This window comes from Streptomyces sp. MNU76 (assembly GCF_020982545.1).
Lineage (GTDB): Bacteria > Actinomycetota > Actinomycetes > Streptomycetales > Streptomycetaceae > Streptomyces.
The window spans coordinates 1,078,512-1,097,277 of the sequence record NZ_JAJKLK010000003.1; the positions used below are offsets into that span (position 1 = coordinate 1,078,512).

Below are 18,766 nucleotides of genomic sequence, written 5' to 3' on the forward strand. Positions count from 1 at the left end.
ATGACCGAGGTGGTCCCCGCGAGCGGCACCGTCCACTGGGTCGGTGCCGGCCTGTCCACGGGCAGCGGCCTGGCGACGCTGTGCGGCGCCGCCGCGCGCGTACGGCTGTGGCACCGCACCGAGGAACGCGCCGCGCGGGCACTGGCCGCACGGGGACTGACGGGCGGGGCCGAGCCCCGTGCGTACACGCTGCCCGCGCTCGCGGCGGACCTGGCCCCGGGAGACGTGGTGGTCTCCATGCTCCCGGCGCCGGACCACGCCCCGCTGCTCGCCGCCTGCGTGGGGGCGCGGGCCCACTTCGCCTGCTCCAGCTATGTCTCGGACGCGGTCCTGGAACAGATACCGGCGGCCGAGGCGGCCGGCGTCACCGTCCTCACCGAGGCCGGCCTGGACCCGGGCGTGGACCACCTCTTCGCGCACAGCCTGATCGACCGGGCCACCCGGGCGATCGGCCCGGGGACCGCCGCCACGTACAGCCTCACCTCCTACTGCGGCGGTGTCCCGGCCGTCCCCAACGACTTCCGGTACCGCTTCAGCTGGGCCCCGGCGGGGGTCCTGAACGCCTTGCGCTCACCGGCCCGTTACATCGAGGACGGTGTCGAGACGACGGCCGACCGCCCCTGGACGGCCACCCGGCCGCACGTCGTCGACGGCGAGACCTTCGAGGCCTACCCCAACCGCGACAGCGTCCCCTTCGTCGCCCAGTACGGCCTGCCTCCGGCCTGGAGACCGAGCACCTTCGTCCGCGGCACCCTCCGTCTCGACGGCTGGCTCGCCGCCTGGGCCCCGGTCTTCGCGGAACTCGAACGCGACGACGACCTGCGCATCGCCGAACTGGCGAAGGAACTGGCGGCGCGCCACCCGACGACCGACTCCGACCGCGACCGGGTCGTCCTCGCGGTCTCCCTCGACGTACGCGCCGACTCGGGCGAGCGGTGGTCCGGCCGCTACCTCCTCGACGCGACAGGCACCGAGGAGGAGAGCGCGATGGCCCGCCTGGTGTCCCGCCCCCTCGCCCTGGGGGTGGGACACATCCTGGACGGCTCGCTGCCGACGGGGTTGAGCAGGGCGGCGGAGACGGGGGAGCGGTCACAGGCGTGGCTCGCCGAACTGGCCGAGGCCGGTGTCGAGTTCACGGCGCCCATCGCGCCCCTTCAGGGGCGCGGGGAACTGCGCGAGAACCCCCACCGGACCCGCGGCTGAAGCACGGCCTCATGAACCAACCGCTTCAGCTCGGGGTACACCGAGAACGACGACCGCCGCCGCACCTGCGTCATGAACTGCACCGTCAGGTCCCGCCGGGGATCCACCCAGAAGATCGTCGTCGCCGCCCCGGTCCACCCGAACGTCCCCAGGGAGGACGGGAACTCCGTCACCGTGGGGTCGACGACGACGGAGACCCCGAGCCCGAAGCCGACGCCCCTATTTCCCGGCTGCCGGTGGAACGCGCTGCCGTACGTATGGATGTCGACACCGCCCGGCAGCTGATTCGTGGCCATCATGTCGACGGACTCGGCGGACAGCACCCGTACGCCGTCGAGTTCGCCGCGTCGCCGCAGGAACTCGGCGAACCGGTGGTAGTCCCGGGCGGTGGCGACCATCCCGCCGCTGCCGGACAGGAAGCGCGGCCGTCCGCGCACCGGGAGGCCGGGCACCGGCGCGATCGAGCCGTCCTCCTGCTCGCCGTACAACTCGGCCAGCCGCCCCGCCTGTTCGGGGCTCACCTGGAAGCCCGCGTCCGTCATGCCGAGCGGGCCGAGGATCCGCTCGGCGAAGAACGCGTCGAGGTCCTGCCCCGACACCACCTCGACGATCCGGCCGAGGACATTGGTGGAGACCGAGTAGTTCCACTGCGCGCCCGGCTCGAACTGCAGGGGCAGGCGCGCGTACTCCGCGATCGTCTGCGCCAGGGTGGCACCCGGCCGTACGGAGTTCTCCAGGCCCGCGTCCCGGTACAGCGCGTCCACCGGGTGGTCGTAGTAGAAACCGAAGGTCAGGCCCGAGGTGTGGGTCATCAGATGGCGCACGAGGAGGGGCCGCTCCGCCGGGCGGGTCCGGACGCCGGCGCCCTCACCGGACTCGTACACGCGCGGCTCGGCGAACTCCGGGAGGTGCCGGGAGACCGGGTCGTCGAGCGACAGCCGTCCCTCCTCGACCAGTATCAGCGCGGCGACGGACGTGACGGGCTTGGTCATGGAGTACACCCGCCACAGCGTGTCCGTCTCGACGGGCAGCCCCGCCGCGCGGTCGCGCAGGCCATAGGTCGTGAGGTGGGCGACGCGACCGCCGCGGGCGAGGGAGAGGAGGTAACCGGGCAGGCGCCCCTCCTCGACCTGGAGGGCGAGGTACTCGTCCAGGCGGGCCAGGGTCTTCGGGTCGAGGCCGGCCTCGCGAGGTTCGACCTCTCGGCGCAGTCGTTCCATGGTGCTTCTCCTCCGGTGGCCCGGGTCACGGCTCGCGATCGTGCTCGTCGCCTTCACGCTTCTTGTCTTCATCGTTCCGTACTGATCGCGTTCCATCCCTCGCGGGGCGGGCGGGTCGGGGCATTCGCAGAGCGAGAGGCGCACCCAGCGCGGCCGCACCGGCCAGGAGCAGCAGCGCCGGGCCCGTCCCGAGCGGCATGAGCGTGGTCGCGGCCGCCACACCGAGCGCCGGACCGACGTTCATCGCGGTCTGCTGAAGTCCGCCCGCGACCCCGGCCGCCTCCTCCGGCGCGTGCCGTACGACGACGGCGGTCGCGGTGACCATCAGCGCGCCGAAACCGGCCCCGAGCAGCAGGAACCCGCCCCCGATCAGCGTCGTCGACGACCCGGGGCCGAGGCGGGACAGCGTCAGCACTCCGGTGGTGAGCAGCAGGGTCCCCGTGAGGGCCGTGGGACGGGCGCCCCACCGCCGCAGCAGGACGGCCGACAGCGGCGCCCCGAGCACCATCGTCACCCCGCCGGGCAGCGCCACGAGGCTGGTGCGCAGCGGGTCCAGGCCGAGCACGTCCTGGAGCACGAAGCTGCACACGAACAGCGCGCCCAGCATCGCCGCGGAGGCGGTCACCAGCACCCCGAGCGCCGCGCGCACGGGCGGCGAGCCCAGCACGGCGGACGGCAGCAACGGATCCGGGGTCCGCCGTTCGTGGCGGACGAGGACGGCCGTCGCGGCGACGGCGATCGACAGGACGAGCCCGTCGGCGGCCGTCCAGCCGTGCTCCGGGACCCCGACCAGGGTGTGCACGAGCGCCGCGAGGGCCACGGCGAGCAGTGCGGTGCCCGGCAGGTCGAGGCGGGACACGGCTGCCGGCCGCGACCGCCGCGCCTCGGGGGCGCGCACCGCCAGGGCCGCCAGGCCCATGAGCAGCGCCGGTACGACGTTGAGGAAGAACACCGCCCGCCACCCCACCTGGTCGACGAGCACCCCGCCGACCAGCGGACCGGCCGCCACCGCGACCCCGATGGCGCTGGTCCGCAGCGCGATGGGCATGGCCAGCCGGTCGGGCGGGAACGCCGCCCGCAGCATGCCGAGCGTGGCGGGCTGCAGCAGCGCGCCGAAGACCCCCTGGACCACCCGCAGCGCGATCACCCAACCCACCTCGGACGCGCACCCGATGCCGGCGGAGGCCGCGCCGAACCCCAGCACACCCCAGGCGAACACCCGTCGATGCCCGAACCGGTCGCCCAGCCGTCCCGCGAACACCAACAGCGCGGCCACCGCGATCAGATACCCGGTGCTGGTCCACTGCACCTCGGTGAGGGAGGCGTCCAGGTCGCGCCGCAGGGCCGGCTGGGCGATCATCAGCACCGTGCCGTCGAGGGCGACGAGCACCGCGCCGAGCACACTGGCCGCGAGGGTGAGGCGGGGGGACGACGCGGACACGGGCCCGTGCCGGTCGGCCCCGGCCTCCGTGGTGGGGACCGTGCCGGTGGCCGTGGTGGGGGCTGTCACCGCTCCTCGCTTCCCAGGTGCGCGTCCAGTGCGGTGTGCAGCAGGGGGGCGAAGTCGTCGGCCCCGGTGGTGAGTTGAAGGCTGCCCCAGGTCCACAGCTGGGCGATGCCGTAGAGGTTCGCCAGCAGCGCGCCCGCGACGAGCCGCGCGTCGGCGTCGGGCCGGGCCCGCCCGACGAGATCCACCAGCAGCGCGAACATCGGGAGACTGGCATCCCGCAGCCCCAACGTATCGCTCTCCAGCAGGTCGTGACGGAACATCAGCTCGTGCATGCCCCGGTTGGCGAGCGCGAAGTCCAGGTAGACGCGCCCCAGCGTCGCGATCTGCTCACGCGGCCCCGCCGTGCCGTCCCCGAGCGCTGCGACCCCCCGTCCCGCCAGTTCCTCGAAACCCCGGCGCGCGATGGCCGACAGGAGCTCCAGGTGCGTCGGGAAGTAGCGTCGCGGTGCCCCGTGCGACACGCCGGCCCGCCGTGCGATCTCCCGCAGCGACAGGGCCTGCACGCCCTCCGCCGTCACCAACTCGACCCCGACGTCGACCAGTCGGGACCGCAGCCCCGTGTTCCGTTCGTCCATGGCCACTGTCTACCAAAGGGGAGCAGACACTGTCTACGGATTTGGTAGACACTGTCTACCGCGATATTCGCTTGCCCGTCGGCGGCGCCGGTGGACGCAATGTCCGCATGACCACAGGCGAGCCCAGCCCGGACCGTCACGCGGACGACGCCGGTGGACCGATCCGGATCGGCGCACTCGTCCCCCTGACCCGGCCCGGCTGGGTCGAGGCGGGTCGGCATCTGCTCGCCGGACTGGAGTTGGGCGTGCGCGAGGTCAACGACGCCGGCGGTGTCGCCGGCAGGCCTCTCGAACTCGTGGTCAGGGACACCGCCGCCGATCCGCAGCGGGCCTCCGCGGCCGTGGACGAACTCGCACACCTGGGCGTGGCAGCCCTGGCCGGCGAGTACCACAGCGTCGTCGCCCGCGCCGCGGCCGGCCGGGCCGACGCCCTCGGCCTGCCGTTCCTCTGCTCGTCGGCGGTGCTCGACGGGCTCGCCGAACAGCCGACGGACTGGGTCGCGCGCCTTCCCCCGCCGCAGTCCCGGGGCTGGCGGATCTACGCCGACCACCTCCTCGCCGAGGGCCACCGCCGGGTCGCCGTCGTCACCCAGCCGAGCGTCTACTGGGCCGCCGGGACCGGCATCCTGCGGGACCACCTCGCCGCGTACGGCGGCACCGTCGTCGAGCTCGACAGCGGCGCGCTCACCCCCGACGGCGTGTGCGACGCGCTCGTCGACCGGGGCGCGACCGCCCTGCTCCTGCTGGTCGGCCACCCGCAGCCGGCCGTGCCGATCGTCAGGGCCGTACGGTGTGACCGCCGCCTCGCCGACGTGCTGATCGGTGCTCCGGCCGGGCAGCCGGAGCTCGCCGACTGGGCGACGTCGCTGGGGGCCGACGGCGCCGGAGTTCCGTTCCTGAGCTATCAGCCCGACCGGCTCGGCCCCCTCGGCTCACGTGTCGGGACGGGCCTCGGCGATCGGCTGGGCGAGGCTCCCTCCTTCGTCGCCTTCGAGGGCTACGACACGATCACCGTCCTCGCCGAGGCCATGCGCACGCACGGCACGGACCGGGCGGGCGTCGCCGCGGCCTGGCCGCACGTCACGGTCGAGGGCACCCGTGGCCGGATCAGCTTCTCCCGGGTACCGGGCATCGGTGTGTGGCAGTGGGCCGGGGCGCCGGTCCTGGTCGTCGACCGGGATCCGGCGGCACCGGGACACCTGCGGGTGCTGCACAGGGGCTGAGCGAACCCTTGATCGGGGGTGTCTCAGTCGGAGGTCCTCGCGCGTTCGAGGACGCACAGCTCCCCGTTGTCGGGGTCGCCGATGTACATCCACAGGACGGGGTCCTGTGATGTGCCCCGGGCCTCGTACTCCGTCCACACCGTGCCGGGTGTGAAGGTCAGCTGTACCTCCGACGAGGGTTCGCCCGATTCGGGGCCGTCGGTGGTGTAGAGCTTCCAGGTGCCCGCGCCGGGGTCCGGTGCCACGGCGGCGTTGAGCCAGGGGCTCGCCGTCAGGAATGGGGACCGACAGACGGCTGACGATCAACAGCACGGCGAACGCGCCGACCCCGAACAGGAACAGCAGGCCGCACCCCGCCGCGCCGAGGAGCGGAACGAGCAGCCCGATCCGCCAGCGCCGTCGGCTCGTCTCGGCCGAGGGCCACCCCTGCCACGGTGGCGGGGTGGTTCTGCAAGGGTCCTCGTCGCGCTTCACATGCTCCCCCCCTGCTGTGGTGCCGCGTGGTCGCGGCGGTGTGATCATCATCCCGCCGAGCCGCGCGGGCCTTCGCCCTGGGGTCGCGCGGCACCGGCGACACGCGGGAGTCCCCGGCCACCGCGTGGGTGTCCGGGGACTCGGGGCGGGACCGGGCCGTGGCTCAGGCCGCGACGCGCTCCCGGTCGTTCTCCGCGTGCGGGGTGCGAGTGCCGAGGAGCTCCGTCGGGATCCTGTGGGTCTCGCGGGCGGTGAGCGCGGCGAGGACCGGCGGGACGCACAGCGCCGAAGTGAAGAGGGCCACGGCGAACCAGTCGTCGCCGTCCGGACCGGCGATCTGCGCGGCGAAGGTGACGGCGAATCCGGCGATGGCGAAGCCGATCTGGGTGCCGATGGCCATGCCGGACAGCCGGACCCGGGTGGAGAACATCTCGCCGTAGAAGGAGGGCCAGATGCCGTTCGCGGCGCTGTAGACGACACCGAAGGTGACGATGCCCAGGACCAGGACCAGCGGGTACGCGCCGGTGGAGATCGCCCACAGGTAGACGAACATCATCACCGCGCTGCCGGCCGCGCCGATCAGGAACACCGGGCGGCGGCCGATGCGGTCGGACAGCGTGGCCCACAGCGGTATGGCGCCGAGCGCGACCAGGTTGGCGAGCGCGCCCACCCACAGCATCGAGGAGCGGGACAGGCCGACCGACTCGCTCGTGCCGTAGGCCAGCGCCCACACGGTGAAGATCGTGGAGACCGAGGCGACCAGCGCGCCGGCGATCACCCGGAGCACGTCCGCCCAGTGCTCGCGCAGCAGGATGGCCAGCGGCAGCTTGGCGACGCCCTCGGACTCGGTCTGCTGGGTGAAGGCCGGCGTCTCGTCCAGGGTGCGGCGGATGACGTAGCCGACGACGGCGACGGCGATGCTCATCCAGAACGGGACGCGCCAGCCCCAGGAGAGCAGCTGGTCCTCGGGGAGCGCGGCGATCGGGATGAAGACCAGGGTGGCCAGCAGCTGCCCGCCCTGGGTGCCGCTCAGGGTGAAGCTGGTGAAGAAGCCGCGACGGTCCGACGGCGCGTGTTCCAGCGTCATCGAGTTCGCGCTGGCCTGCTCACCGGCCGCCGATATGCCTTGCAGGACACGGCAGATCACCAGGAGGACCGGGGCGAGGGTGCCGACCTGGTCGCGGGTGGGCAGACAGCCGATCAGGAACGTCGACAGCCCCATCAGGATCAGCGTGAAGACCATGATCTTCTTGCGGCCGAGGCGGTCGCCGTAGTGCCCGAGGAACAGCGCGCCGATCGGCCGCGCCGCGTAGGCGACGCCGAACGTGGCCAGGGAGAGCAGGGTCGCCGTGGCCGGGTCGGACTCGTCGAAGAAGACCGTCGGGAAGATCAGGGCGGCGGCGCTGCCGTAGATGAAGAAGTCGTAGTACTCCAGGGCGCTGCCGATCCAGGCGGCCGTGGCGGCCTTCTTGGGCTGGCCGGGCGGTGCGGCGGGGACGGACACGGCGTGCTCCTTCGAGGGATCTCCCCCATGAGAGGGGGGTGAAGCGGAGGAAGGCAAGACAGAGCGGGACAGGTCACAGCAGGGGAGAGGGCCGATCCCGGGGTGGTGGGACAGCCGTGCCGGGCACCCGGCTTAATTAACGCACTGGATAGTTAGTAGCGCTTGGCTACGGATGTTGCGCCGACGTTTCCCGGGTGTCAAGAGGTGCCACCGAAGGATTTCGTCGCGGACGTGCGAGGGGCCTCAGTCCGCCGCGCGGTCCGCCGTCAGGTAGGCGATCACCATGTCGCCCAGCATCTGCCGGTAGTGGTCGCGGCGTCCGGCGTCGACCAGGTCGCGGCCGAAGAGGGCGCCGAAGGTGTGCCGGTTGGCGACCCGGAAGAAGCAGAAGGAGCTGATCATCGCGTGCAGGTCGACGGCGTCGACGTCGGCGGTGAACAGGCCGGACTCCTGGCCCGACTCCAGGATCCGGCGGATCACGTCCAGCGCGGGCGAGCCGATCTTGGCGAGCATCTCGGAGGAGGCGATGTGCTCGGCCTCGTGGATGTTCTCGATGCTGACCAGGCGGATGAAGTCGGGGTGCGCCTCGTGGTGGTCGAACGTCACCTCGGCGAGCCGGCGGATGGCCGCCACCGGGTCCAGGTGCTCGACGTCCAGCTCCTGCTCGGTCTGCCGGATCACGGAGTACGCCCGCTCCAGCACGGCGGTGAACAGCTGCTCCTTGCCGCCGAAGTAGTAGTAGATCATCCGCTTCGTGGTGCGGGTCCGGGCGGCGATCTCGTCGACCCGGGCCCCGGCGAACCCGGAACGGGCGAACTCCTTGGTCGCGACGTCGAGGATCTCGGCCTTGGTGCGGGCGGCGTCACGGATCCGCCCGTTCGGTCGTGCCGGTTCTTCGACGCTGGTCATCGGGTTCCTTCGGGCGAGTGCGGCCGGTGCCCGTGATTCTAGGAGCTGCGGCGGCGGTCTTCCCTCGGGGAGGGTGCGGCTGCTATGACTAACGTACTAGTTCGTACATTAGATCTCGCCGGGAGGGCCGCTGTGGCCAAGGACTCGTATCTCGTCGGCCTCGTCGGCTCCGGCATCGGGCCGTCCCTCAGCCCCGCCCTGCACGAGCGGGAGGCCGACCGGCAGGGTCTGCGCTATCTGTACCGGCTGATCGACATCGACGACCTGGGCCTCGCCCCGGAGGCGGTGGGCGACCTGGTGCGTGCCGCCCGCGACCTGGGCTTCGACGGGCTGAACATCACCCACCCCTGCAAGCAACTGGTCATCGAGCACCTCGACGGACTCGCCCCGCAGGCCGCCGCGCTCGGCGCCGTCAACACGGTCGTCTTCGAGGACGGCCGCGCCATCGGCCACAACACGGACGTCACCGGCTTCGCCGCGTCCTTCGCGCGCGGGCTGCCCGACGTCCCCCTGGAGAAGGTGGTGCAGCTCGGCGCCGGGGGCGCGGGCGCGGCCGTCGCCCACGCCACGCTCACGCTCGGCGCGGAGCACGTCACCGTCGTCGACGCGATGCCGGACCGCGCGGCGGACCTCGCGGCCTCCCTCGGCCGGCACTTCGGTACGGGACGGGCCGCCGCGGCGACGCCGGACGCGCTGCCGGCGCTGCTGGGGGCGGCCGACGGGGTCGTGCACGCCACGCCCACGGGGATGGCCGCGCACCCCGGGCTGCCGTTCGCCGCGGAGTTGCTGCACGCCGGGCTGTGGGTGGCGGAGGTGGTGTACCGGCCGTTGGAGACCGCGTTGCTGCGGGCCGCGCGGGATCTTGGCTGCGCCACGCTGGACGGGGGAGGGATGGCGGTGTTCCAGGCGGCCGACGCGTTTCGGTTGTTCACGGGGCGTGAGCCGGACGCTTCGCGGATGTTGGCGGACATCGAGGAGTTGGCCGGGGTCGCGGGCGCCCGTAACTAAGCGCCGCGACGGTCGGTCGTGTGCGTCGGCCGCGGGTTCGTCGTGGCTGGTCGCGCCCACGCGGCGGAGCCGCACAGTGTCACGCCCCGCGCCCCTTTCAGGGCGCGACCCGGGTTTCGAGGAGTTCTGTATGCGTACATCCATCGCCACCGTCTCCCTCAGTGGGTCCCTCACCGAGAAGCTCGCCGCCGCCGCGCGGGCCGGGTTCGACGGGGTGGAGATCTTCGAGAACGATCTGCTGGCGAGTCCGCTCACGCCCGAGGAGATCAGGGCCCGCTGTGCGGATCTCGGGCTGAGCATCGATCTCTACCAGCCGATGCGGGACATCGAGGCCGTGCCGCCGGACCTGTTCGAGGCGAACCTGCGGCGGGCCCGGCACAAGTTCGAGCTGATGGGGCGCCTCGGCTGCGACACGGTGCTCGTCTGCTCCAGCGTCCATCCGCTCGCCGAGGACGACGATGCGCTCGCCGCCGACCAGCTGCGACAACTCGCTTCTCTCGCCGAGGAGTTCGGCGTCCGGGTCGCCTACGAGGCGCTGGCGTGGGGGCGGCACGTCAGTACGTACGACCACGCGTGGCGCATCGTGGAGGCGGCCGACCATCCGGCGCTCGGGACATGCCTGGACAGCTTCCACATCCTGGCCCGGGGCTCCGATCCCAAGGGCATCGAGGACATCCCGGGCGAGAAGATCTTCTTCCTCCAGCTCGCCGACGCCCCGCTGATGGCGATGGACGTGCTGCAGTGGAGCAGGCACTACCGCTGCTTCCCCGGTCAGGGCGGCCTCGACGTCACCGGACTGGTCGGACACGTGCGCGCGGCCGGATACGACGGGCCGCTGTCGCTGGAGGTCTTCAACGACGTCTTCCGGCAGGCCGAGGCGGGCCCCACCGCCGTGGACGCCCACCGCTCGCTGTTGATGCTCCAGGAGGCGGCCGGTATCGCCGCGTTGCCGGAGCGGGTGGTGCCCACGGGCGTCGCCTTCGCGGAGCTGGTCACCCCCGACGCCGAACCCGTCGCCGCGCTGCTCGGCGCGCTCGGCTTCGCCCGCACCGCGCGCCATCGCAGCAAGCCGGTGGACCTGTGGCGGCAGGGCGAGGCACGGGTGCTGGTCAACACCGGCCCGGCGGCCCGGCGCGAGGGCACCCAGCTCGCCGCGATCGGACTGGAGTCACCGGACCCGGCCGGCGCCGCCCGCCGCGCCGAGGCCCTGCTCGCGCCGGTGCTGCCGCGCCGCCGGGCCGCCGAGGACGCCCCGCTCGAAGCGGTCGCCGCGCCCGACGGCACCGCACTCTTCTTCTGCGCGACGGACCGCCCCGGACTCCCCAGCTGGACCGGGGACTTCCGGCCCGTGACACACCCCGAGGCCGCGGGCCACGTCCACCGCGTCGACCACCTCGCGCTCACCCAGCCCTGGCACCAGTTCGACGAGGCGGCGCTCTTCCACCGCACGGTGCTCGGCCTCCACGCCAGCGACAGCGTCGATGTCGCCGACCCCTACGGCCTGTTCCGCAGCCGTCCGGTGACCAACGACGACGGCAGCGTGCGGATCGCCCTCAGCGTCGGCCCCGCGCCGACCGACGACACGGCCCGCGCCCAGCACATCGCCTTCGCCACGGACGACGTGGTCGCCGCGGCCCGCGCCTTCCGCGCGGCCGGGGGCCGGCTCCTGGCCGTCCCCGCGAACTACCACGACGACCTGGCCGCACGGTTCGAGTTCGCCGACGGCGAGCTGGAGACGTACCGGGAACTCGGCATCCTCTACGACCGTGACGCGGGCGGCGCGTTCCGCCACTGCTACACCGAGACCGTCGGCCGGGTCTTCTTCGAGCTTGTCCAGCGCGACACCGGGTACCAGGGCTACGGCGCGCAGAACGCGCCCGTGCGCCTCGCCGCCCAGCACGTCCGACGACCGGTCGGATGAGGGGAGCCGGGGGGACGGGAGGCGGAGGGACGGGCGCCGTGGGCACGGGAGGTGCACGCACGCGAGCCGGAGGCTACTGGCGGCTGACGGTACGCGTCACACCGGTGACGACCGTCGTCGCCAGGATCCAGCCGGTGATGACGAGGACGTACGACAGCCACTGCGACCAGCCCTCGGGGGCGTAGGCCCGTTCCTGCCCGAAGTCGATGATCGGGAGGAGCAGGTCGAGGGTGTAGAAGACCGGGTTGAACTCCGGGGCCTCGTCCGCCTTGAGCGGGCTGGGCGTCCGCACCGCGTACGCCACCGAGCCCACCGCCATCAGCGACAGCAGCCAGACCGCCGCGCGCAGCGGACGGAAGCCGTAGCCGACGGTGGCGTCCTGGGCGTAGCCCCAGAGCCGGCCGTGCCAGCGGAGCGTGGCCCGGTTGCGGCGCTGCTTGGCGAGTTGGACCCGCCGGGCGGCGTCGTCGTCACCGATCCTGCGGTAGGCGGCGGTCAACTGCTCGTAGGCGTACGGCAGATACCCCTCCCCGTCCCGCTCCAGCATCGGCAGCCGCCGCTCGGCGGGCACGTGTGGGATCAGGGAGGTGTAGGAGAGGCTGTTCAGCAGGACCTGGTCCGGCAGCTTGTCCGGCTCCACGAACAGCACCTCTATCTGGGCGCGGCGCAGGTTCAGGACGCCCTCCACCGGCGGGCCCTCGCGCAGCCACAGTTCGCTGATGACACTGCTGCTCACCCGCAGCGCCGTACCGCCGGGGTTGGACAACCGGGCGTAGGACAGCTCCAGCCAGCCGCCCACGTGGGTCCCGCGCAGCTCCACCCGCCCGCGTACGTCCGCGTGCCGCAGCACGACATCGGACTCGGTGGCGAGGGTCTCCGCGCCGAGGGCCGTACCGCCCGGCCGGTGCAGGCGGGCGTGGCGCAGGTCGATCTTGCCGGCGACATGGGCGCCGCCCAGCCGGACCTCACCGTCCGCGCGCAGTCCGGGAGCGCACAGCTCCTCCCCGATCTCCGCCTGGGTGAGCCGCAGCGCGGGCTCCCCGTCCGACGCGGTGAACTCGGCGCGTTCCATGAACAGGGTCCCGGAGATCTGCGCCCCGGTGAGCTTCACCGGCCCCCGGAAACGGCACTCCGTCAGCCGCAGCCCGCCGTCCACGCGGGCCCGTGCCGAACGCAGGCCGGGCAGGGTGGACTTGGACAGATTGAGGTAGTTGAAGTGCGCACCCGAGAAGTCGGGCACCTCGTCGAAGTGACAGCCGCTGAGGCGTACGACGCTCGCCACCGTCGCGTACTTGAGCTCCAGGCGGCCGGTGATCCGGGCGCCCTCGATCTTGAGGGCCGCGACCTCACCCTCCTCCTGGGGAGCGGTCAGCAGCAACGCCCGCAGCACCCGCGCCCGGACGGTCCGTTCCGGACCCCAACCGGCGCCGTCCGCGGTGGCCCCGTCCTCGGCGGTCGGGCGGTCCGCGGCCCCGAAGTCCACCGCCGCGCCGAGTGGAAAGGCGTCCCACACCCGCCGCTCGGCCGCCGTCAGATCGTTGATCATCATCAACGGGAATCTCACCCGCGACGCTTGCACCTGTCAACTACCGCGATCCGGACGCACGTTCCGGCCGGATCCCGAACGACACACCCTGCCGCCCCTCGGTACTCCCTTCAGCGCTCCCTCTAGTGCCCCCACGCCCCGGCGTGCGCGCGGTGCGCGTCCGTGAGGCCGTTGGTGAAGAAGCGTTCGTAGTACTCGTTCTCCACGTGGTGGACCTGGAGCCACACGCCCGGGACGTGGATCGCGTCCGTGTGGGCCGGGAAGCGGCCGTGCGTGCGGAGGATGTACTCGCAGACGTCACGGGCGCACTCGACCACCCGCTCCTCGTACTCACTGGCCTCGGTGAGATAGCGCTGCCCGTAGTCCTCCCGGTAGATCCGGGCGAAGACGTCCCGGTCGGTGTAGACGCCGCCGCGGCCGAACTTCTCCCGGACGATTCTCCGCACCGCCTCCGACATGGTCCCGAACACGGGCGGGCACGCGGCGGCGATCAGCGGCGCGCCGCCGTCGGGGGAGGGCAGCCGGACCGGGTGCGCGCGCACGTTCGCGTACTTCGGCAGGGGGATGTGCCAGCGCCAGATGTCGGCCGGGCGCCAGCGCGGGGTGACGAAGTCGAAGCCGAGCATCCTGCCGTACCTGCGGGAGAACTTCGGGTCGCCGAGGGCGATCTGCGGGTTGATGGTGGCGTGGATCCAGGCGCCCAGGCCCATCGCCTCGGCCGTGAGCATCAGGTTCTGCAGCAGCAGGTCCGCCTCGATCTGGGTGCGCATGGGGCCGAGCGCGCCGAGCGGCAGCTTCAGGTCCCCGTTGAGGAACCCGTTCCGCACCCACGTGCGGACCCCGGCCGGGCGGTAGAAGTTGCGGTCGTCCACGAAGGTCGGACGCGCCCCGTCCGGCTGGGTGAGCAGGTACATCAGCGCGTTCACGTACTGGTGGGAGAGGTCGACCACGGGGAACAGCAGGGTCGTGCCCGGCAGGTTGGACAGGAAGCGGTTGGAGTCCAGGTACGCCGGGAAGTCCCGCTGGTCCGGTGCGACGTCGAGGCGGTGGTCCAGGACCTTCACCTTCGCCCGGCGGGCCCGCGCGATCAGCGTCTCGGCGTCGAACGGCTCGTCCGGTGCCGGCTCCAGCCTGCGCAGGAAGTAGGTGCCCGAGTCGTTGACGAGGAAGAAGTGGGTGCCCTGCGCGTTGTCCGGGCTGCCCGCGGTCCGGCCCGCCATCGTCAGGTTGGGCTTGGACATGATGGGGGTGCCGTTGTCCGGATCCTCGAAGGGCCGGTCGGGCATGGTGAGGCCGGTGGTGCCGGTGATCGCGATCAGCATCGCCTCCTCCAGCTCGGTCAGGGGCTCGGCCGCGTTGCGGGAGGTGTAGGTCATGGTCCCGGCGGACACCTTGGCACCCCGGCTCACGCGGTGGGTGCGGCGGCGCCACACGGTCCGCAGCAGCGGACGGTCGAAGAGGTCGGCGAGCCCCGGGTGGGTGGTGCCCACGCCGGTGCCGGGCTGTTCCTGGACCGCGAGCTGTTCGCCCGCCCCGGGTAGCGCGGACAGCTCCGGGTCTCCGGGCAGCTCTGAGTGGTTGTCGGTGAAGGTCATGCGTGTTTCCCCCGTTGTCGTTCGGACCCGGGGCACCACGTGACACATGACCCCGGGTCGTCTGTCACGGCGTCATGGTGAACCGCCGTCGGTCGTACCGGTGGTGCCGGTCGTGGGCACCGTCCGCCACGGCGCGAAGGCGCTCGCGTCGCGCGGCAGGAGGGGTGCCAGCTCCGGGCAGTGGCGCTGGACCACCGCGTTCATGCCGCCCTGCTCGACCCAGTCGATGCCGAGCGGTGTGTAGACCTCGGGCCGGTAGTCGACCGTCAGGAAGCGGTCGCTCTGCAGCCGTCGGCTGGCCATCAGGACGAAGATCCGGAAGGCGGTGTCGCTGAAGCCGAAGCCCTCCGGCGGGTTCTCCGCAAACAGCCCGACCATGGTGTCGATCTCGTCGACGTCCCGGTAGACGTCCTTGAGCCGCGCCAGCGTCTCGGGGTTCTCGGTCAGCTCCTCGAAGGAACGGATCCGCCCCCGGTGCAGCCCGGCCCGGAAGTCGTTGTAGCGCGGCACCCCCCGCCTGCGCGTGCGGACCAGGTCGACGACCGACAGATCGATGATCTCCCCGTCCCGCTCGAAGCGCTGGAGCGAGCGAGGGAAGTTGTGCAGGGTGATCGCGCCGGGGTGGGCGATGCCGAACGAGTACAGCGCGTTCGCGAGTCCCGTCTTCCGGATCTGCGCCTCGGCCGCCCCGCCCTGGATGTCGGGGAAGCCCACCGTCTCCAGCCGCCGCCCGAACTGGTGCTCCCGCAGCTCGAAGTCGTCCGGGATCAGCGGATGCATACGGTAGACGGTGGTGAAGTCCTCCGTCAGTGAGTACGGCGCCGAGTGGTGGTCCGGCAGCGTCTTCGGGATGCCGGTCAGCGAGTGCGCCTCGAACAGCCACAGGCCCAGCTGGTTGAGCCAGTTCTTCGGCGGGCCCGACCAGTTGGTGCGCAGCGCGCGATCGATCGCCTCGGTGGCCAGGATCGCGGGCGTCCACTCCACGGTGTGGATCTTCGCGATCAGCGCGGACACCACGAGCCGGGCCGTCTGGTAGACCTTCTCCTCGCTCATCGAGGGGTACTGCGACCGCAGCGCGTCGCAGATCGCGTTGTGCTCCCGCGCGAAGAGCGTGTGCAGGGCGCTGAGGCCCATCCACCAGCTCTCGCTGAAGCCGGTGAGCGGGATGCCGTGGGTGCCGCCCGGCAGATGGCCGTCCTCCAGGCGGAGTTTCGCGCCCCCGTCCGGCTCGCGCAGGGACCGCGCGGTCCGCTCGTTCTCGCCGTACACCTCGGAGCCGTCCCACCAGTGCGAGGCGGAGTTGGCGAACAGGATCGGCGGGCGGCCGGGCACCTCCAGGCCCTCGTTCTCGGCGAACCGCATCACCCGCTCGGTCGGGCCGCGCGGCACGTTCTGCCAGGTCCCGTCGTAGCCGGGCGGCAGCGGCACCTCCACACTGCGGTCACCGGTCTTGTACCGCCGGTGGTTCACCCAGTCGTGCACCTGGAACTGGATCCACGCCGCCGCCAGCACGTTGAGCGAGGTCGCCGGCACGAAGCTCTCCCGGTGCAGCAGCTGCCTGCTGACCGTCACCGGGTTCGGTGTGTCGAAGGTGTCCGGCCGGTAGTCCGGCTTCAGGTTCCGCCCGAACGCGGCCCCCACGGCGCCCATCGCCGGCTCCGACAGATCGTTGTACGTCCCGTCGTACGACCGTTCCGTGCGCAGCCGCTCCGGGATCGGCTCCGGCACGGGCTGGGCCTTCGGCGGGGCCTCGCGTACCTCGGTGTCGATCAGGTTCAGCCGGCGCAGCGTCTTCCGCAGGAACACCAGGTTCAGCAGACTCAGCGACAACGGCAGCCGGTGCCACGGCACGGCACGGTTCAGCAGCCCGAGCGCGGGGCCCACGAGACGGCCGAGCACCTTGTTGCGCAGGGGTTCCTCGGCGACGAAGCGCTGCCCGAGGCGGTGCGCGCCGCTCGCCCGGTACCCGGCCTTCCGGGCCCGGTTGATATGGCCCAATGGCCGGAAATCATCGGTCGTGTACCACGGATTGAAGGTCAGGTCCTCGATCCGCCGTGCCGCCGCCCGAGCCTCGGCCCCGTCCAGCTTCTGTGCGGGGACGGTGAGCCTGGCGATCGGCACCGCCGGCGCCACCGCGTCCCTCCACTCCACCGCCGCGTCCTCGACCGGTGTGCGCCGCTCGTCCACGTACCGCTGCACGCACAGATCGAACGCCACGTCCGCCTGCCCGAGCCGCCGCGCCAGCTCCCGGTGCAGGAAGTCCGGGTCCCGGCGATCGGGCTCGGCCGCCGCCGGTGTGCCGGGCGCGGGCCGCAGCAGATAGCGCACCGGCCCGGCGTCGCCCCACAGAATGGCGCCGCGGCTCCAATAGGTCTCGGTGGCCAGGGAGTTGACGGGCCGCCGGGTGGCCTCCGTCACATTGCGCCGCATCCGTGCGGCCGTCCTCGGCCCCACCGCCAGCGGCAGCTTCACGAACAGCGCGAACACCTTCCGCAGCGGACTCCGGGCTCCCGCCATGGCCTTGGCGAACGCCACGAACTCCCGCGCGTCGCTCGCGTGCGACACCGGGAAACTGGTGGCCAGCAGATCGTGGCTCACCCCCTCCGACACCCTGACCCGCACGGCCGCGCCCCGCAGATCGGGTGAGCCGTCCCCCTGCCGGATCCCGCTCGCGTTGGACAGCCGGACCACCGCGGGGTAGTCGGCACCCGGCTGCGCGAACCCGGTCCGCAACGCCACCGGCAGGTCGTCGTGGAACCGCAGCCGCGCGTTCTCCACGCCCAGCGGGGCCTTCGCGTGGAACGCCCGAGCGAGGCCACCGCCCCCGGCCCGCCGGTTTCTGACCTGGACCTCCATCAGCTCCCGTGCCAACCGCTCGAACACGAGCCGCTCGGCCTCGGGGCTGCCCCCGTCGTACCGCTCGTAGCGCTGATCGTGCTGCCCTGTCTCGGCCATCGCCGCTCCCCCTACCGACGCGCTGCGTATGTACGCGCACTCATGCGCACGCGATGCATACGGGACAGGGGCCGCACGCTACCGGTGGCGAGGTTCCGGCCACAGCGACAGTTCACGCCATGTGCGCATCTGCCGACAATGCTCCGGAAGGTCCGGTTCCCCACACCCCGAGGGGTCCGGGGAACCGGCCGGTCGCCCTCTGCCTCTCCTGCGTCACTTCCCCTTCGTCGACTCCACCGCGTGGCCGCCGAACTGGTTGCGCAGCGCGGCGATCATCTTCATCTGGGGCGAGTCGTCCTGGCGCGAGGCGAAGCGGGTGAACAGCGACGCGGTGATCGCGGGCAGCGGCACCGCGTGGTCGATGGCGGCCTCGACCGTCCACCGGCCCTCACCGGAGTCCTCGGCGTAGCCACGCAGCTTCTGAAGGTGCTCGTCCTCGTCGAGCGCGTTGACGGCGAGGTCCAGCAGCCACGAGCGGATCACGGTCCCCTCCTGCCACGAGCGGAACACCTCGCGCACGCTCGTCACCGAGTCGACCTTCTCCAGCAGCTCCCAGCCCTCGGCGTACGCCTGCATCATGGCGTACTCGATGCCGTTGTGGACCATCTTGGAGAAGTGACCGGCGCCGACCTTGCCGGCGTGGACATAGCCGTACGGCCCCTCCGGTTTGAGCGCCTCGAAGATCGGCTGGAGCCGCTCGACGTGCTCCTCGTCGCCGCCGACCATCAGGGCGTAGCCGTTCTGCAGACCCCAGACGCCGCCGGAGACACCGGCGTCGACGAAGCCGATGCCCTTCGCGCCCAGCTCGGCCGCGTGCTTCTCGTCGTCCGTCCACCGGGAGTTGCCGCCGTCGACGACCGTGTCGCCCGGCGACAGCAGCTCCGCCAGCTCGTCGATGACGGACTGGGTGGCAGCGCCGGCCGGGACCATCACCCAGACCGTGCGCGGCCCGTCGAGGCGCTCGACCAGTTCGGCGAGGCTGCCCACGTCGGACACCTCGGGGTTGCGGTCGTAGCCGACGACGGTGTGGCCGGCGCGGCTGATCCGCTCGCGCATGTTGCCGCCCATCTTGCCGAGACCGATGAGACCCAGCTGCATCGTTGCCATGTCAGTTCACCTGTTC

14 protein-coding genes are annotated in these 18,766 nt (G+C 72.2%); 4 read left to right on the forward strand and 10 right to left on the reverse strand.

What is annotated here, in order from left to right; translation table 11 throughout:
- A complete protein-coding gene (locus E4N62_RS11130) occupies positions 1-1,203 on the forward strand; it encodes a saccharopine dehydrogenase family protein (RefSeq protein WP_230213730.1) in 1,203 nt (400 codons plus the stop codon).
- On the opposite strand, the gene E4N62_RS11135 is transcribed toward E4N62_RS11130, so the two are convergent.
- The 3 genes from E4N62_RS11135 to E4N62_RS11145 form a co-directional block, all read right to left on the reverse strand.
- Entirely contained in the window at positions 1,155-2,423 is a 1,269-nt protein-coding gene (locus tag E4N62_RS11135; RefSeq protein WP_230213731.1) for a serine hydrolase, read from the reverse strand. The genes E4N62_RS11130 and E4N62_RS11135 overlap by 49 nt on opposite strands.
- 25 nt (positions 2,424-2,448) lie before the next feature.
- A complete protein-coding gene (locus E4N62_RS11140) occupies positions 2,449-3,864 on the reverse strand; it encodes an MFS transporter (protein WP_230214090.1) in 1,416 nt (471 codons plus the stop codon).
- A gap of 65 nt (positions 3,865-3,929) precedes the next feature.
- Positions 3,930-4,508, reverse strand: coding sequence for a TetR/AcrR family transcriptional regulator (locus E4N62_RS11145; protein ID WP_230213732.1), 579 nt, complete (start codon positions 4,506-4,508; stop codon positions 3,930-3,932).
- 107 nt (positions 4,509-4,615) lie between these two features.
- Between E4N62_RS11145 and E4N62_RS11150 the strand changes: the two genes are divergently transcribed.
- The gene (locus E4N62_RS11150; protein WP_230213733.1) at positions 4,616-5,731 is read left to right on the forward strand and encodes an ABC transporter substrate-binding protein; all 1,116 of its coding nucleotides are present in this window, start codon (positions 4,616-4,618) and stop codon (positions 5,729-5,731) included.
- 23 nt (positions 5,732-5,754) lie between these two features.
- On the opposite strand, the gene E4N62_RS11155 is transcribed toward E4N62_RS11150, so the two are convergent.
- The 3 genes from E4N62_RS11155 to E4N62_RS11165 all read right to left on the reverse strand — a co-directional run bounded on the left by E4N62_RS11155 (position 5,755) and on the right by E4N62_RS11165 (position 8,618).
- Positions 5,755-5,976: a hypothetical protein gene (locus E4N62_RS11155; protein WP_230213734.1), complete on the reverse strand. Its 222-nt coding sequence runs from the start codon at positions 5,974-5,976 to the stop codon at positions 5,755-5,757.
- A 392-nt stretch (positions 5,977-6,368) separates the two neighbouring features.
- Entirely contained in the window at positions 6,369-7,709 is a 1,341-nt protein-coding gene (locus tag E4N62_RS11160; RefSeq protein ID WP_230213735.1) for an MFS transporter, read from the reverse strand.
- Between the two features lie 243 nt (positions 7,710-7,952).
- Positions 7,953-8,618, reverse strand: a complete 666-nt coding sequence (locus tag E4N62_RS11165; RefSeq protein WP_215454267.1) for a TetR/AcrR family transcriptional regulator — start codon at positions 8,616-8,618, stop codon at positions 7,953-7,955.
- Between the two features lie 132 nt (positions 8,619-8,750).
- Here E4N62_RS11165 and E4N62_RS11170 point away from each other — a divergent pair, with 132 nt between their 5' ends.
- Together E4N62_RS11170 and E4N62_RS11175 are read left to right on the forward strand one after the other, a co-directional pair.
- Positions 8,751-9,626, forward strand: a complete 876-nt coding sequence (locus E4N62_RS11170) for a shikimate dehydrogenase (protein ID WP_230213736.1) — start codon at positions 8,751-8,753, stop codon at positions 9,624-9,626.
- A gap of 130 nt (positions 9,627-9,756) precedes the next feature.
- Positions 9,757-11,547 (forward strand): sugar phosphate isomerase/epimerase and 4-hydroxyphenylpyruvate domain-containing protein, encoded by a 1,791-nt coding sequence (locus E4N62_RS11175; protein ID WP_230213737.1) that lies wholly within the window; start codon positions 9,757-9,759, stop codon positions 11,545-11,547.
- 73 nt (positions 11,548-11,620) lie between these two features.
- Here E4N62_RS11175 and E4N62_RS11180 read toward each other — a convergent pair whose 3' ends face one another.
- From E4N62_RS11180 to gnd, 4 genes are all read right to left on the reverse strand, one after another.
- A complete protein-coding gene (locus tag E4N62_RS11180) occupies positions 11,621-13,096 on the reverse strand; it encodes a pentapeptide repeat-containing protein (RefSeq protein WP_230213738.1) in 1,476 nt (491 codons plus the stop codon).
- A gap of 119 nt (positions 13,097-13,215) precedes the next feature.
- Positions 13,216-14,688 carry a hypothetical protein gene (locus E4N62_RS11185; RefSeq protein ID WP_230213739.1) on the reverse strand — a complete coding sequence of 491 codons (1,473 nt, stop codon included), beginning with the start codon at positions 14,686-14,688 and terminating at the stop codon, positions 13,216-13,218.
- 72 nt (positions 14,689-14,760) lie between these two features.
- Complete coding sequence (locus tag E4N62_RS11190) at positions 14,761-17,643, reverse strand: peroxidase family protein (RefSeq protein WP_230213740.1); 2,883 nt, start codon at positions 17,641-17,643, stop codon at positions 14,761-14,763.
- Between the two features lie 213 nt (positions 17,644-17,856).
- Positions 17,857-18,741 (reverse strand): phosphogluconate dehydrogenase (NAD(+)-dependent, decarboxylating), encoded by an 885-nt coding sequence (gene gnd, locus E4N62_RS11195; RefSeq protein WP_184903952.1) that lies wholly within the window; start codon positions 18,739-18,741, stop codon positions 17,857-17,859.
- Positions 18,742-18,766: the final 25 nt, after the last annotated feature.

Bases quoted from the DNA above. Each gene is read 5' to 3' on its own strand.
- E4N62_RS11130 (WP_230213730.1), top strand. From the start codon at position 1: ATGACCGAGGTGGTCCCCGCGAGCGGCACCGTCCACTGGGTCGGTGCC.
- E4N62_RS11135 (WP_230213731.1), bottom strand. From the start codon at position 2,423: ATGGAACGACTGCGCCGAGAGGTCGAACCTCGCGAGGCCGGCCTCGAC.
- E4N62_RS11145 (WP_230213732.1), bottom strand. From the start codon at position 4,508: ATGGACGAACGGAACACGGGGCTGCGGTCCCGACTGGTCGACGTCGGG.
- E4N62_RS11150 (WP_230213733.1), top strand. From the start codon at position 4,616: ATGACCACAGGCGAGCCCAGCCCGGACCGTCACGCGGACGACGCCGGT.
- E4N62_RS11165 (WP_215454267.1), bottom strand. From the start codon at position 8,618: ATGACCAGCGTCGAAGAACCGGCACGACCGAACGGGCGGATCCGTGAC.
- E4N62_RS11175 (WP_230213737.1), top strand. From the start codon at position 9,757: ATGCGTACATCCATCGCCACCGTCTCCCTCAGTGGGTCCCTCACCGAG.
- E4N62_RS11180 (WP_230213738.1), bottom strand. From the start codon at position 13,096: ATGATGATCAACGATCTGACGGCGGCCGAGCGGCGGGTGTGGGACGCC.
- E4N62_RS11185 (WP_230213739.1), bottom strand. From the start codon at position 14,688: ATGACCTTCACCGACAACCACTCAGAGCTGCCCGGAGACCCGGAGCTG.
- E4N62_RS11190 (WP_230213740.1), bottom strand. From the start codon at position 17,643: ATGGCCGAGACAGGGCAGCACGATCAGCGCTACGAGCGGTACGACGGG.
- gnd (WP_184903952.1), bottom strand. From the start codon at position 18,741: ATGCAGCTGGGTCTCATCGGTCTCGGCAAGATGGGCGGCAACATGCGC.